General features: G+C 73.6%; 12 protein-coding genes and 1 riboswitch. Of the genes, 7 read left to right on the forward strand and 5 right to left on the reverse strand.

All coding sequences use genetic code 11. The features are described 5' to 3' along the window. Positions 1-102: 102 nt before the first annotated feature. The 4 genes from ABZ948_RS02615 to ABZ948_RS02630 all read left to right on the forward strand — a co-directional run bounded on the left by ABZ948_RS02615 (position 103) and on the right by ABZ948_RS02630 (position 5,640). Complete coding sequence (locus ABZ948_RS02615; protein WP_359756561.1) at positions 103-939, forward strand: ATP-binding cassette domain-containing protein; 837 nt, start codon at positions 103-105, stop codon at positions 937-939. Then, positions 911-2,995: a YhgE/Pip family protein gene (locus ABZ948_RS02620; RefSeq protein ID WP_359756563.1), complete on the forward strand. Its 2,085-nt coding sequence runs from the start codon at positions 911-913 to the stop codon at positions 2,993-2,995. Before ABZ948_RS02615 ends, ABZ948_RS02620 begins: the two co-directional genes overlap by 29 nt. Before the next feature lie 47 nt (positions 2,996-3,042). Next, positions 3,043-3,672: a TetR/AcrR family transcriptional regulator gene (locus ABZ948_RS02625; RefSeq protein WP_359756565.1), complete on the forward strand. Its 630-nt coding sequence runs from the start codon at positions 3,043-3,045 to the stop codon at positions 3,670-3,672. 477 nt (positions 3,673-4,149) lie between these two features. Further along, entirely contained in the window at positions 4,150-5,640 is a 1,491-nt protein-coding gene (locus ABZ948_RS02630) for a phytoene desaturase family protein (RefSeq protein WP_359756567.1), read from the forward strand. 27 nt (positions 5,641-5,667) lie between these two features. On the opposite strand, the gene ABZ948_RS02635 is transcribed toward ABZ948_RS02630, so the two are convergent. From ABZ948_RS02635 to ABZ948_RS02655, 5 genes are all read right to left on the reverse strand, one after another. Continuing rightward, positions 5,668-6,606, reverse strand: a complete 939-nt coding sequence (locus tag ABZ948_RS02635; protein WP_359756569.1) for an SCO2102 family sporulation regulator — start codon at positions 6,604-6,606, stop codon at positions 5,668-5,670. Positions 6,607-6,662: 56 nt separating this feature from the next. After that, complete coding sequence (gene metF / locus ABZ948_RS02640; RefSeq protein ID WP_031115775.1) at positions 6,663-7,586, reverse strand: methylenetetrahydrofolate reductase [NAD(P)H]; 924 nt, start codon at positions 7,584-7,586, stop codon at positions 6,663-6,665. Between the two features lie 95 nt (positions 7,587-7,681). Beyond that, on the reverse strand, positions 7,682-8,341 hold the full coding sequence (gene thiE / locus ABZ948_RS02645; protein ID WP_359756572.1) for a thiamine phosphate synthase: 660 nt from the start codon (positions 8,339-8,341) through the stop codon (positions 7,682-7,684). A gap of 259 nt (positions 8,342-8,600) precedes the next feature. Next, the gene (locus tag ABZ948_RS02650; protein ID WP_094052488.1) at positions 8,601-8,966 is read right to left on the reverse strand and encodes an Rv2175c family DNA-binding protein; all 366 of its coding nucleotides are present in this window, start codon (positions 8,964-8,966) and stop codon (positions 8,601-8,603) included. 90 nt (positions 8,967-9,056) lie between these two features. Continuing rightward, complete coding sequence (locus ABZ948_RS02655) at positions 9,057-10,298, reverse strand: NAD(P)/FAD-dependent oxidoreductase (RefSeq protein WP_359756574.1); 1,242 nt, start codon at positions 10,296-10,298, stop codon at positions 9,057-9,059. A gap of 193 nt (positions 10,299-10,491) precedes the next feature. After that, positions 10,492-10,603, forward strand: a riboswitch (TPP riboswitch). Here ABZ948_RS02655 and thiO point away from each other — a divergent pair. The 3 genes from thiO (at position 10,601) to ABZ948_RS02670 (ending at position 12,767) form a co-directional block, all read left to right on the forward strand. Beyond that, positions 10,601-11,770 carry a glycine oxidase ThiO gene (gene thiO, locus ABZ948_RS02660; RefSeq protein ID WP_359756576.1) on the forward strand — a complete coding sequence of 390 codons (1,170 nt, stop codon included), beginning with the start codon at positions 10,601-10,603 and terminating at the stop codon, positions 11,768-11,770. (Overlaps the previous riboswitch by 3 nt.) Continuing rightward, positions 11,767-11,967, forward strand: coding sequence for a sulfur carrier protein ThiS (thiS, locus tag ABZ948_RS02665; protein ID WP_359756578.1), 201 nt, complete (start codon positions 11,767-11,769; stop codon positions 11,965-11,967). The genes thiO and thiS overlap by 4 nt, the downstream gene beginning before the upstream one ends. 2 nt (positions 11,968-11,969) lie before the next feature. Beyond that, positions 11,970-12,767: a thiazole synthase gene (locus ABZ948_RS02670; protein WP_359756580.1), complete on the forward strand. Its 798-nt coding sequence runs from the start codon at positions 11,970-11,972 to the stop codon at positions 12,765-12,767. Positions 12,768-12,779 lie beyond the last annotated feature (12 nt).

Here is a 12,779-nt window from a genome sequence, read left to right on the forward strand (position 1 = left end):
AGGTATGGCACTGACAATCCGTTCTGACCTGCTGTTTTGCCTCGATCGTAGGTTCGGAGTAGTTTTTGCACTGACCAGTCAGTTCAAATTCAGGGGAGACTCGTGGGGGAACGGACGGGAGGGGTGCGGATCACCGCCGAGGGTCTCGGGATCAAGGGGCCGAGGGGGTGGGCGGTCCGCGGGATCTCCGTCGACGCCGAGCCGGGATCGCTCATCGCGGTCGAGGGTCCGTCCGGGTCCGGCCGGACGTGCCTGCTGCTCGCGCTGACGGGGCGGATGAAGATCACGGAGGGCACCGCGGCCGTCGGCGACGCCCTGCTGCCCAAGCAACTGTCGGCGGTGCGGCGGATCAGCGCCCTGGCGCACGTCCCGGGGGTCACCGACCTCGATCCGGCCCTGACCGTCGGGGAGCACCTGCGCGAGCGGGCGCTGCTCCAGCGGCGCTTCGGGGACTCGCTGCGCGGGCTGCTGCGGCCCCGCGGCGAGCGGGCGGCCGCGGCCGGGCAGCGCGTCGACGCGGCGCTCTCCGCCGCCGGTCTCGACCTGGAGGCGCTGCCGAAGGGCCCTCGTACCGCCGTCCGCGATCTGGAGCGCCTGGAGGCCTTGCGGCTGTCGGTCGCCCTCGCCCTCGTCGGCCGGCCGCGGCTGCTCGGCGTCGACGACACCGACCTCAAGCTCTCGGACGGCGAGCGGGAGGAGGCCTGGGCCCTGCTCAGGTCCCTGGCCGGGACCGGGACGACGGTCGTGGCGGTGTGCAGCGAGGCGCCCGAGGACGCGGTCCGGGTGTCCACTCACGAGAACCACGAGAACCACGAGAGCCACGAGACCCACGAGGAGCGGGACGCCCAGGAGGTCCGGGACGACGGTTCCGCCGAGGGCGAGAACGCCGACCAGGGAGAGGAGAAGGCCGATGCGCTCGCCGAGACTGGCCGCGCTTGAGCTCCGCCGCTTCGGCCGGGGGAAGCTGCCGCGCGCCGCGCTGGTCGCGCTGCTGGTGCTGCCGCTGCTGTACGGGGCGCTGTACCTGTGGTCGTTCTGGGACCCGTACGGCCGGCTGGACCGCATCCCGGTGGCGCTCGTGAACGACGACAAGGGGGCGACCGCCGACGGCCGGAAGATCACGGCGGGCGACGACATCACCAGGGGCCTGCGCGACAGCAAGACCTTCGACTGGCGGGAGGTCAGTGCCGCGGAGGCGCGCCGGGGCGTCGAGGACGGCACGTACTACCTGTCCCTCACCATGCCCGCCGACTTCAGCGAGCGGGTCGCCTCCAGTTCCGGGAACACCCCGGAGACCGGCGCCCTCCAGGTGCGCACCAACGACGCGAACAACTACATCGTCGGGCAGATCTCCCGGACGGTGTTCGGCGAGGTGCGGCAGGCCGCGTCCACGAAGACCTCGCGGTCGTTCCTGGACCGGATCTTCGTGTCGTTCTCCGACATCCACGGCAAGACCGTGGAGGCGGCCGAGGGCGCCGACAAACTCAAGGGCGGCATCGGCAAGGCCGAGAAGGGCTCCAAGGACCTCGCCGACGGCCTGAAGGACGCCGAGGACGGCAGCGGCGAACTCGCCACGGCCCTGCGGAAGCTGACCAAGGGCGCGGGCGCCCTCCAGGACGGCTCCCAGGGGGTCGCGGACGGCACGCAGACGCTCGCCGACAAGGTCAACGGCACGGCCGGCAAGGTCCGCCCGTTCCTGAAGGGCAACGAGAAGACCATCGGCGACACGGCCCGGCTCGTCGCCGACTCCTCCGGGGTGATCCGCAAGCACCTGGACACCCTGGTGAAGACGGCCCCGACCGCCGCCAAGGGCGCCCGCGCCGCCTCCGGCACGCTGACCGACGTCTACGCCCGGCGCTGCGAGGACCCCGTCCTGCCCGACGCCGCCTGCGCCGACCTGAAGAAGGCCAGGGACGCGGCCGCCGACGTGACCGTCATCGCGGACGACCTGAACACGCTGATCGCGGACCAGGACGGCGACCTGGACCGGCTCGACAAGAACCTCGCCACCCTCCAGAAGCAGTCCCAGGCCCTCGCCGACCGCGCGCCCCGCCTCTCCGAGGACCTGGACGACGCCGTCAAGAAGATCAACAAGCTGAACGACGGCGCGGCCCGGGTCGCCGCGGGCGCGAAGAAGCTGCACACGGGCCTCGGCAAGGCCAGGACCGGCGCCGTCGACCTGGACAAGGGCGTCGGCGAGCTGAAGACCGGCGCGGACGACCTCAACGGCGGCATCTTCAAGCTCGTCGACGGCTCGGGCAAGCTCGCCGGCGGCCTGCACGACGGGGCGGAGAAGATCCCCGACTATGACAAGCAGGACCGCGAGCGGCGCACGGAGGTCATGGCCGACCCGGTGCGGCTCGCCTCCCAGGACCTGCACAAGGCCCCCAACTACGGCACCGGCTTCGCCCCGTACTTCATCCCGCTGTCCCTGTGGGTGGGCGCGATGGTGGCGTACATGCTGATCACGCCGATGAACCGGCGCGCGCTCGCCGCGGGCGCCTCCGCCTGGCGGATCGCCCTGGCGGGCTGGCTGCCGGTGGTGGCGATCGGGGTGCTGCAGACGACGGCGCTGATGTCGGTGCTGCACTGGGCGATCGGCCTGGAGATGGCGCGGGCGGCCGGCACGGTCGGCTTCCTGTTCCTGGTGACGGCGTGCTTCGCGGCGATCGTGCAGTGGCTGAACGCGCGCTTCGGGGCGGCGGGCCGGATCCTCGTCCTCGCGCTGCTGATGCTCCAGCTGACCTCGGCGGGCGGCACGTACCCCGTGCAGACCAGTCCCGGGTTCTTCAACGCGCTGCACCCGTTCCTGCCGATGAGCTACGTCGTCGAGGCGCTGCGGCGGCTCATCACCGGTGGTGGTCTCGAACCGGTGTGGCACGCGTGCGTGGTGCTGACGGCGTTCACGGCGGGCGCCCTCGCGCTGACCGCCGTGGCGGCCCGCCGGCGCCAGGTGTGGACGCTGGACCGGCTGCACCCGGAGCTGAGCCTGTGAGCCCTTCCGTCACGTCCCCTGGGAAGGTTCCTGTGACAATCAGGGCCATGGAAAGCAGCAGTGCCGCGTCGGGCGGCAGCACGCGCCGCGAGGCCACCCGGCAGAAGCTCTACGAGGCGGCCGTCACGCTCATCGCCGAGCAGGGGTTCTCCGCCACGACCGTGGACGAGATCGCCGAGCGTGCCGGGGTCGCGAAGGGCACCGTCTACTACAACTTCGCGAGCAAGTCCGTCCTCTTCGAGGAACTGCTGCGCCACGGGGTGGGGCTCCTCACCGCCTCCCTCAGGGAAGCGGCCGAGCGGACCGCCCGCGAGGGCGGCGGCAAGGTCGACGCCCTCGACGCGATGATCCGCGCGGGCCTGGTCTTCATCGACCGCTACCCGGCCTTCACGCAGCTGTACGTGGCCGAGCTGTGGCGCACCAACCGGGCCTGGCAGTCCACGCTGATGGTGGTGCGGCAGGAGGCCGTCGCGGTCGTGGAGGGCGTCCTGCGCGAGGGCGTCGGCAACGGCGAGTTCAGCGAGGAGATCGACGTGCCGCTGACGGCGGCGGCGCTGGTCGGCATGGTCCTGGTGGCGGCCCTCGACTGGAAGTCCTTCCAGCCGGAGCGCTCCCTGGACGACGTCCACGCGGCACTGTCCCGGCTGCTGCAGGGGCGGGTGAGCGGCTGCCGCTGACAGCGCGGCCGGTGCGGACGTGAAAGCGCCGGTCCGCTGTGGCCGCGTCCCCCGCGGGCCGCCTCGAACCGGCGCCTTCCTTGCTCCCCCGTTTTCCTGCTCCCCCGTACGTCCCCCCGCAGGACCCCCGTTGCGGTCGTCCCCCGGTTCTCCCCCGTGCCTCGCTCCCGCCGACATCGTCGGCGGAAGGAGCGGATCGTGGGCCGGCCCCGTTCCGGCGCCCCGTGTCGCCGGTGCCGGAGCCGTGCCCCTCTCCGTGTCTCCACTCTCTCGTTTTCGCAGGTCGCCCCCCATCCGCGCGCGTACTCAACTCCCCCACTAGGTACGGATACTCAGGGCTGCGCACCCGGCCCCAGAACGCTCCCTGGGCGACTGGTCACGATCACCTCCGCGCCCGTACTCGGGAGGTGGCCGGCGAGGGCTGTCGGTCGGGGCTGTCGGTGAGGGCTGTCGGTGGGGGCGGATAAAGTCCCTGGCATGGCACGGATTGCGGTGATCGGCGCCGGGATGGGCGCGCTGTCGGCGGCCGCCCGGCTGGCCGTCGCGGGCCACCGGGTGACGGTGTACGAGCGGACGGACACGTACGGCGGGGCGCTGCGCCGCTTCGAGCGCGACGGCTTCTCCTTCGACACGGGCCCCGGTCTGCTCCCGCTGCCCGCCGTCTACCGCGACCTGTTCGTCAAGACCGGCAAGGAGCCGCTGGAGGCGTGCGTCGAGCTGGTCCAGGTCGACCCGTCGTCCCGGCACGTGTTCGCGGACGGCACGCGGGTCTCCCTGCCGAACGCCTCGCGCGCGGGCGTCGTCGCCGCCCTGGACGAGGCCCTCGGTTCGGGCGCGGGGAAGCGCTGGGGCGACTTCCTGGTCCGGGCCCGCGAGGCCTGGGACCGGACCCGCCGGCCCCTCCTGGAGGAGCCGCTGTGGCCGAACTGGCAGGTGCTGGCGGACCGCGAGCCCTACCCGGCGGTGCCCCACAAGCGACTGCTGCGGACCCGCCGGGCGGGCACGCTCGCCGAGGTCGGCGCCTGGGAGCTGCGCGACCCCCGGCTCGCGGCTCTCCTCGAGAGCCATGCCCTCGCGCAGGGCCTGGATCCCCGGGTCACCCCGGCGAGCGCGGCCGTACTGCCGTACATGGAGCACGCCTTCGGCACCTGGTACGTGCGCGGGGGCATGCGTGAGCTGGCGCGCGCGGTGTACGAGCGGTGCCTGGCCCGGAAGGTCGAGTTCCGTTTCGGCGCCGAGGTCACCGGTGTGCTGGAGAAGGACGGCCGGGCCTCGGGGGTGGAGCTCGCGGACGGGTCGGTCGCCGAGGCCGACCACGTGGTGGCCGGAGTCGCACCCGGCGTGCTGGAGCGGCTCACGGCGGGCCATGCGGTGCGCGGCGACGGCGAGGTGCCCGCACAGCGGGCGGCGGCCGGCCGGCTGACGGTCCTGCTCGCCCTGCGTGGCGCCCGCCCCGAGGGCACCGCCCACCGCACGGTGGTCCACACCCAGGACCGCGAGGCCGAGTTGGAGGCCCTGTTCGGCACGGCGGCGCGGCACGCGCATCCGACCGTGACGGTGCTGCGGCCCGGCGACCCGCGGTCGGCCCCGGAGGACCACGAGGCGGTCACCCTCACGACGGTGGTCCCCGCCCGGCCCGACCAATCCTGCGAGGACCTCGCCGCACAGCTGCTCACGGTCGCCGAACGGGCCGTGCCCGACCTGCGCGACCGTCTCCTCTGGCACGAGGTGCGCACCCCGGCCGACATCGCGGACGCGACGGGCGCGGAGGACGGCTCGGTGCCCGTACCGGCGCTGGCGGCGGCCGGCGGGCGCCTGCTGCACCCGTCCAACAGCACCCGGGTGCCCGGTCTGTTCGCGGTCGGCGGCTGGGCCCACCCCGGCGGCGGACTGCCGCACGCGGGCATGTCGGGCGCGCTCGTCGCCGGACTGATCGTGGAGGGACCGGAGTTCCGGGGCTCTCAGTGACCGGCCCCGGCCTCGCGGCCGGGGACTTCAGAAACGGTACTGCTCGTCGAAGCCGTTCCCGTGCGTCTGCTGCTGCCCGCCGCCCTGGTACGGGTACGGCTGCTCCGGCGGCAGTTCCTGCCCGTACTCGTCGGTGTTGCGCTGCTGCGGGACCCAGACGCCGCCGGGCGGGGTCTCGCCGCCGTAGGTGCCGGCGTACTGGTCCTGCCCGTATCCCTGCTGCTGGCCGTAGTACTGCTGGTCGCCGTAGCCGGTGGTGTCGTACCCGCCCGAGCCGTAGGTGGACGAGCCGATGTACGGGTCCGAGTAGGCGGCGTACTGCTGCTGGCCGGCGGGGTCGTAGCCCTGCTGCTGGCCGTAGCCCGAGTAGTCGTAGGCGTAGGACTGGTCGGTGGCCTGCGTGGCGTACTGGTCGTGGGACTGGGCCTGGTACCCGGTGTCGCCGTAGACGCCGTAGGAGCCGGTGTCGTCGGGCACGGGCTGCGGCTCGTAGACGGCGGTGGTCTCGGCGTCCGCCGGCCGGGCCGGCCGCGACGGGGTGAAGACGTCGTCGCGGTCGTAGTCGTCGTCCTGGCCGTAGGCGACGCTGTCGTGGCGGTGGTCCGCGCCCTCGTCGCCGTAGCCGCCGTCGGCCGCCTCCAGGCCGGAGACCTCCAGGGTCGGCTCCTGGCGGCCGCGCTCACCGCGGCGGCGCTTGCTGCCGCCCAGCATCGGCGCGTTCATCGCCCAGCCGGACGCGAAGCCGCTGCGGAAGGACAGGGTGACGTAGGTCTGGCCGACCGCGAAGGCGGCCGCGCCCAGTCCGATCACGACGACCGACGGGATCAGGACACCGACCACGACACCGAGGAAGCCGACGAAGGCGAGGAGTCGCCAGCGCAGCCGTGCCTTGTACTGCAGCAGCACCTCGCCCAGCAGCCACAGCGCGACGACGCCGAACGCGATGTAGAGGACCGCCCAGCCCATGTACGCCCCTCTCCCAGTGGCCGCTACGCAGTGTGTCGTATACCGGTGCGAACGGTCTAGGCCTGCGCCGGGTGGTGCAGGCCCAGGTTCTCGTAGATTTCCAGTGTCGCAGTGGAGTTGTTGAGCGTGATGAAGTGCAGGCCGGGCACACCCTCGGCGAGCAGCCGCGCGCAGAACTCCGTGGCGAATTCGATACCAATGGAGCGTACAGCGGCCGGATCGTCTTTTGCTGTGAGGATCCGCTCTTTCAGGGCGGCCGGGAACGACGCGTTGGTGAGGGACCCGATCCGCTCCAGCGTCTTCACGCTCGCGATCGGCATGACCTCGGGAATGATCGGGGTGTCGCAGCCGGCGGCCGAGACGCGGTCGCGCAGCCGGAGGTAGTCCTCCGGGTGGAAGAACATCTGCGTGATGGCGTAGTCCGCGCCCGCGCGGCACTTGTCGACGAAGTGCCGGACGTCGGTGTCCCAGTCGGTGGAGCGCGGGTGCATCGCCGGGAAGGCGGCGACGCCCACGCAGAAGTCGCCGGACGCCTTGATCAGTTCGACGAGTTCGGCGGCGTAGGCCAGGCCCCGGGGGTGCGGCACCCACTCGCCCATCGGGTCGCCGGGCGGGTCGCCGCGCAGGGCGAGCATGTTGCGGATCCCGGCGTCGGCGTACTGCCCGATGATGTTGCGCAGGTCGGCCACCGAGTGGTCGACCGCGGTGAGGTGGGCGATCGGCGTGAGGGTGGTGTCGGAGGCGATCGCCTCGGTCGCCTTGACCGTGCCCGCGCGGGTGGAGCCGCCTGCGCCGTAGGTCACGGAGACGAAGTCGGGTGCCACCGCCTCGACCCGGCGCAGCGCGTTCCACAGGTTCCGCTCGCCCTTCGGTGTCTTGGGGGCGTAGAACTCGAACGAGTACGTCGTCTTGCCGGTCGCGAGCATGTCGCGGACGGTGCGAGCGTGGTCCGATCTGATGGATGCGGTGCCGAGGGCCATACCGGCAGGTTAGCCAGGGGCGGTCGCTCTCCCAACCGAACGCGGATATTTGACCTATTTGTCTACTTGCTGTCCACTCCTTGGACAGCCCGGCGTCACTCCTTCTCGCGCAGCCGCTTCGCGAATTCGGACGCCGCCGCACCCGGGTCGTCGGCCTCGGTGATCGCCCGGACGACGACCACGCGCCGGGCCCCGGCTGCCAGCACCTGGTCGAGGTTGCCGAGGTCGATGCCGCCGATGGCGAACCAGGGCCGGTCGGTGCCGAGGGCCGCGGTGGACCGGACGAGGTCCAGGCCGGGGGCGTGGCGGCCGGGCTTGGTGGGGGTCGGCCAGCACGGGCCGGTGCAGAAGTAGTCCACGCCGTCCTGGACGGCGGCCGCGGCGGCCTCGGCGGCGGCGTGGGTGGAGCGGCCGATCAGGACGTCGTCGCCGAGGATCGCCCGGGCCGCGGGGACCGGGAGGTCGCCCTGGCCGAGGTGGAGCACGTCGGAGCCGGCGGCGTGGGCGACGTCCGCCCGGTCGTTGACCGCGAGGAGCTTGCCGTGCCGGGCGCAGGCGTCGGCGAAGACGGCCAGGTGCTCCAGCTCCTCGGCGGCCTCCATGCCCTTGTCCCGCAGCTGCACGATGTCGACCCCGCCGGCCAGCACGGCGTCGAGGAACTCCGCGAGGTCGCCCTGCCGCGTGCGGGCGTCGGTGCACAGGTAGACCCGGGCGTCGGCGAGCTGGGCCCGTGCGGTGGTGGCGGTGCCGGACATGCGTGTCCCCCCTGGGTGTCGGTGGCGCGGGCGGGCCCGCGGGTACGTCGGTGCCGTACGGGTGCGGGAGCGCCCCTGTCCCGCCGCGACACCTCGGGCACCCTACGCCCCCTCCCGGGCCGTCCGGGGCGCCCACGGCCTCGCGCGGGCGCGCCCGGTCCCCGGGCCGTGACCCCCACGGGCCACGGCCCACACCGGGCGGTTGTTCGGGCCCGGCCCCGCTCGCGCGGCGCCGGACGGTTGTTCGGTCGAGGTCGGGTCAGACCGCGAGCGCCTGGGCGCGGCGCTTCACCTCCGTACCGCGGTTCTCACGGAGTGCCTGCGCCGGGGTGCCGGGCAGGGACGGGTCGGGGGTGAAGAGCCACTCCAGCATCTCTTCGACCGTGAAGCCGTCGTCCCGCAGGAGCGTCAGGGTGCCGGACAGGCCCTTGACGACCTTGTCCCCGTCGATGAAGTCCGCGGGGACGTGCAGCGCGCGGTTCTCACCACGGCGTACGGCGATGAGCTGGCCCTCCTTGACCAGCTGCCGCACACGCGTCACCTCGACGCCGAACTGTTCGGCGATGTCGGGGAGGGTGAGCCAGGCAGGGACGAGAGCATCGATCTTTGCGTCAATCTCGGTCACGGAAACCAGCCTGCCATCCGCCACTGACAGTCGGAAGTCGGCCCGGTCCGCCTGGGCGGACGCGCCGCGGCTCGGCCGGGCCCCCAGGCCCTACGCCGTGGCCGCTTTCAGGGGCCTCGCCGGGTCCTGGAGCAGCACCGGATTCATCGGCGTGCCCGCCTCGATCAGGCGGCGGCCCTGCGCCAGGTCGCGGGGGCGGCCCACCGCCAGCAGCGCCACGAGCCGGTCCCCGCGCAGCCAGCACACCGTCCAGGCGGGACCGGACGGTTCGCCCCGCCACAGCGTGGTGTCGGCGGCCGCGTGGTGCCCGGCGTACTGCACGAACCGCCCGAACTGCTCGGACCAGAAGTACGGCACCGGGTCGTAGACCGCGGGGGTCTCGCCGGTGGCCCGGCCGACGATGTTCACCGCGACCGTGCGCGGCCCCTGGAGGGCGTTGTCCCAGTGGTGCACGAGCAGGCGCTCGCCGTACCGGCCGGAGGGGAAGGAGGCGCAGTCGCCGACCGCGTAGACGTCCGGCGCGGAGGTGCGCAGGTGCTCGTCGGCCACGATCTCGCCGTGGACGCCGAGCGCGACGCCGGAGCCGGCCAGCCACGCCGTCGCCGGGCGGGCGCCGATGCCGACGACGACCGCGCCCGCGGGCAGCCGGGAGCCGTCGTCGAGGAGCACCGCGCCGGGCTCGACACCCGCCACGCGCGCGTGGGTGCGCAGCACGGCTCCCGCGTCGGCGTACCAGCGGGCCATCGGGGCGGCGACCTCGGCGGGCAGCGCCCCGGCCAGCGGCCGCTCGGCGGCCTCCACGACGGTCACCGCGCAGCCCGCCTCGCGCGCGGCCGTGGCGAACTCCGCGCCGATCCAGCCCGCGCCGACGACCACGATGTCGTGCCGCCGGGCCAGCACCGGCCGCAGCCGCTCGGCGTCGTCCAGGGTGCGCAGCAGATGCACGCCGGGCACGCCCTCCGCGCCGGGCAGCCGGACGGGTTCGGCGCCGGTCGCGACGACCAGGACGTCGTACGGCACGGGCCCGTTCTCGGTGTCCAGCTCGTGGTCCTCGGGGCGCAGGCCGAGCACCTCGCAGCCGAGGCGCAGCTCGATGCCGAGGGCCTCGAAGTCGACGTCGAAGGCGGAGCCCTCCGCCTTGCCGAGCAGGACGGCCTTGGACAACGGGGGCCGGTCGTACGGCTGGTGGGGTTCGGCGCCGATCAGGAGCACGGTGCCGGTGAAGCCCTGCTCGCGCAGGGCGACGGCGGTCTGCACACCGGCCATGCCCGCGCCCGCCACGACCACGCGCCGCGGCGCGGACGAACCTGGTTCCTGCGTCTGCTCGCTCACCTGATCACCATAGACAACTGACATTCCGTCAGTCAGTGCTCATGCGCCGTGACCTGCTGCACAGCGCTCCTCCCACCGCCCGTGCCCGTCCTTGCGGGTACCCGCGAACGGCCCGTGTACGACGTCGGCGCCCCCGGGTGGGGACGGAGGCTCCCTTACTGCCGCGCAGGGCGTCGGGCTAGGGTGGCCGACGTAGAGCACTCGCGGGAGCCCGGACGCACCGGGCTGAGAGGGAGGCTGGCGGCCTCCGACCGTACGAACCTGATCCGGGTCATGCCGGCGAAGGGAGGGGCTGGACGCCCATGTCGCGTACGCGCACGTCAGACGTCCTCGTCATCGGGGGCGGGATCATCGGCCTGGTCACCGCGTGGCGGGCCGCGCAACGCGGGTTCGCCACGGCCGTGGCGGACCCCGAGCCGGGCGGCGGAGCCGCACAGGTGGCGGCCGGCATGCTGGCCGCCGTCACGGAGCTGCACTACGGCGAGCAGACCCTGCTCGGCCTGAACCTCGCCTCCGCCCGGCGCTACCCGGACTTCGCGGCCGAGCTCACCGAGGTGACCGGCCACGACCTCGGCTACCGGCGGTGCGGCACGCTCGCCGTGGCGCTGGACGCCGACGACCGGGCCCACCTGCGCGAACTGCACGCCCTGCAGCAGCAGTCGGGCCTGGAGTCGCAGTGGCTGTCGGGGCGCGAGTGCCGCCGCCTGGAGCCGATGCTCGCGCCGGGCGTGCGCGGCGGGCTGCGGGTCGACGGCGACCACCAGATCGACCCGCGGCGCCTGGCCGGGGCGCTGCTGGCGGCGTGCGAGCGGGCGGGCGTGGTCTTCCACCACGCGTGGGCCGAGCGGCTGGTCGTCGCCGGGGACCGGGCCACCGGTGTCGTCACGGACGACGGAACCGAGCTGGCCGCCGGGCAGGTCGTGCTGGCCGGGGGCAGCCTGAGCGGGCGGCTCGCGGGCGTGCCGGAGGACGTGCTGCCACCCGTGCGGCCGGTGAAGGGGCAGGTCGTCCGGCTGACCATGCCGGGGCGGCACGGGCCGTTCCTCAGCCGGACCGTGCGCGCGGTCGTGCGCGGCAGCCACGTCTACCTGGTGCCGCGCGAGAACGGCGAGCTGGTGATCGGGGCGACCAGCGAGGAACTGGGCTGGGACACCACCGTCACCGCGGGCGGCGTCTACGAGCTGCTGCGCGACGCGCACGAGCTGGTCCCCGGCATCACCGAGCTGCCGCTCACCGAGACCCGGGCCGGACTGCGCCCCGGCTCGCCCGACAACGCGCCGCTGCTCGGCCCGACCGGCCTCGACGGACTGCTGCTGGCCACCGGGCACTACCGCAACGGCGTCCTGCTCACGCCGGTCACCGGCGACGCCCTGGCGCACGCCCTGACGACGGGCGGTCTCCCCGAGGAGGCCCGCCCCTTCACGCCGAAGCGCTTCAGTACCGCCACCGCACTCACGGAGCAGCCCGCATGAACATCTCCGTCAACGGGGAGCCCCGGGACGTCCGGCCCGGCACGGCTCTCGACACCGTCGTGCAATCGCTGACCACCTCACCCTCGGGAGTGGCCGCCGCCCTCAACGAAACCGTCGTCCCGCGCACGCAGTGGCCGTCCACGCCCCTCTCCGAGGGGGACCGCGTGGAAGTCCTCACCGCCGTCCAAGGAGGCTGACCATGGCCGACGATCCGTTCGTCCTCGGGGGTACGTCCTTCACGTCCCGCCTGATCATGGGCACGGGCGGGGCGCCCAGCCTCGACGTGCTGGAGCGGTCGCTGGTCGCCTCCGGGACGGAGCTGACGACCGTAGCGATGCGGCGTGTGAACCCCTCGGTGCAGGGCTCGGTGCTGTCCGTCCTCGACAGGCTCGGCATCCGCGTGCTGCCCAACACGGCGGGCTGCTTCACCGCCGGGGAGGCCGTCCTCACGGCCCGGCTGGCGCGCGAGGCCCTCGGCACCGACCTGATCAAGCTGGAGGTCATCGCCGACGAGCGCACCCTGCTGCCGGACCCGATCGAGCTGCTGGAGGCGGCCGAGACACTCGTCGACGACGGCTTCACGGTGCTGCCGTACACCAACGACGACCCGGTGCTGGCGCGCAAGCTGGAGGACGTGGGCTGCGCGGCGATCATGCCGCTCGGCTCGCCCATCGGCTCCGGGCTCGGCATCCGCAACCCGCACAACTTCCAGCTGATCGTCGAGCACGCGCGCGTGCCGGTGATCCTGGACGCGGGCGCCGGGACGGCGTCGGACGCCGCGCTGGCGATGGAGCTGGGCTGCGCGGGTGTGATGCTCGCCTCGGCGGTGACGCGGGCCCAGGAGCCGGTGCTGATGGCCGACGCCATGCGGCACGCGGTGGAGGCCGGGCGGCTGGCGTACCGGGCGGGGCGGATCCCGCGGCGGCACTTCGCGGAGGCCTCGTCGCCCGCGGAGGGCAGGGCGGCGCTGGACCCGGAGCGGCCCGCCTTCGGGTGAGGGTGCGCCGGG

Origin of the sequence: Streptomyces olindensis, from assembly GCF_040645895.1 — a bacterium.
Taxonomy (GTDB): Bacteria; Actinomycetota; Actinomycetes; order Streptomycetales; family Streptomycetaceae; genus Streptomyces; species Streptomyces olindensis.

Excerpts from the sequence above, each read along its gene's own strand:
- ABZ948_RS02620 (WP_359756563.1), top strand. The coding sequence starts at position 911 with ATGCGCTCGCCGAGACTGGCCGCGCTTGAGCTCCGCCGCTTCGGCCGG.
- ABZ948_RS02625 (WP_359756565.1), top strand. The coding sequence starts at position 3,043 with ATGGAAAGCAGCAGTGCCGCGTCGGGCGGCAGCACGCGCCGCGAGGCC.
- ABZ948_RS02630 (WP_359756567.1), top strand. The coding sequence starts at position 4,150 with ATGGCACGGATTGCGGTGATCGGCGCCGGGATGGGCGCGCTGTCGGCG.
- ABZ948_RS02635 (WP_359756569.1), bottom strand. The coding sequence starts at position 6,606 with ATGGGCTGGGCGGTCCTCTACATCGCGTTCGGCGTCGTCGCGCTGTGG.
- metF (WP_031115775.1), bottom strand. The coding sequence starts at position 7,586 with ATGGCCCTCGGCACCGCATCCATCAGATCGGACCACGCTCGCACCGTC.
- thiE (WP_359756572.1), bottom strand. The coding sequence starts at position 8,341 with ATGTCCGGCACCGCCACCACCGCACGGGCCCAGCTCGCCGACGCCCGG.
- thiO (WP_359756576.1), top strand. The coding sequence starts at position 10,601 with ATGTCGCGTACGCGCACGTCAGACGTCCTCGTCATCGGGGGCGGGATC.
- thiS (WP_359756578.1), top strand. The coding sequence starts at position 11,767 with ATGAACATCTCCGTCAACGGGGAGCCCCGGGACGTCCGGCCCGGCACG.
- ABZ948_RS02670 (WP_359756580.1), top strand. The coding sequence starts at position 11,970 with ATGGCCGACGATCCGTTCGTCCTCGGGGGTACGTCCTTCACGTCCCGC.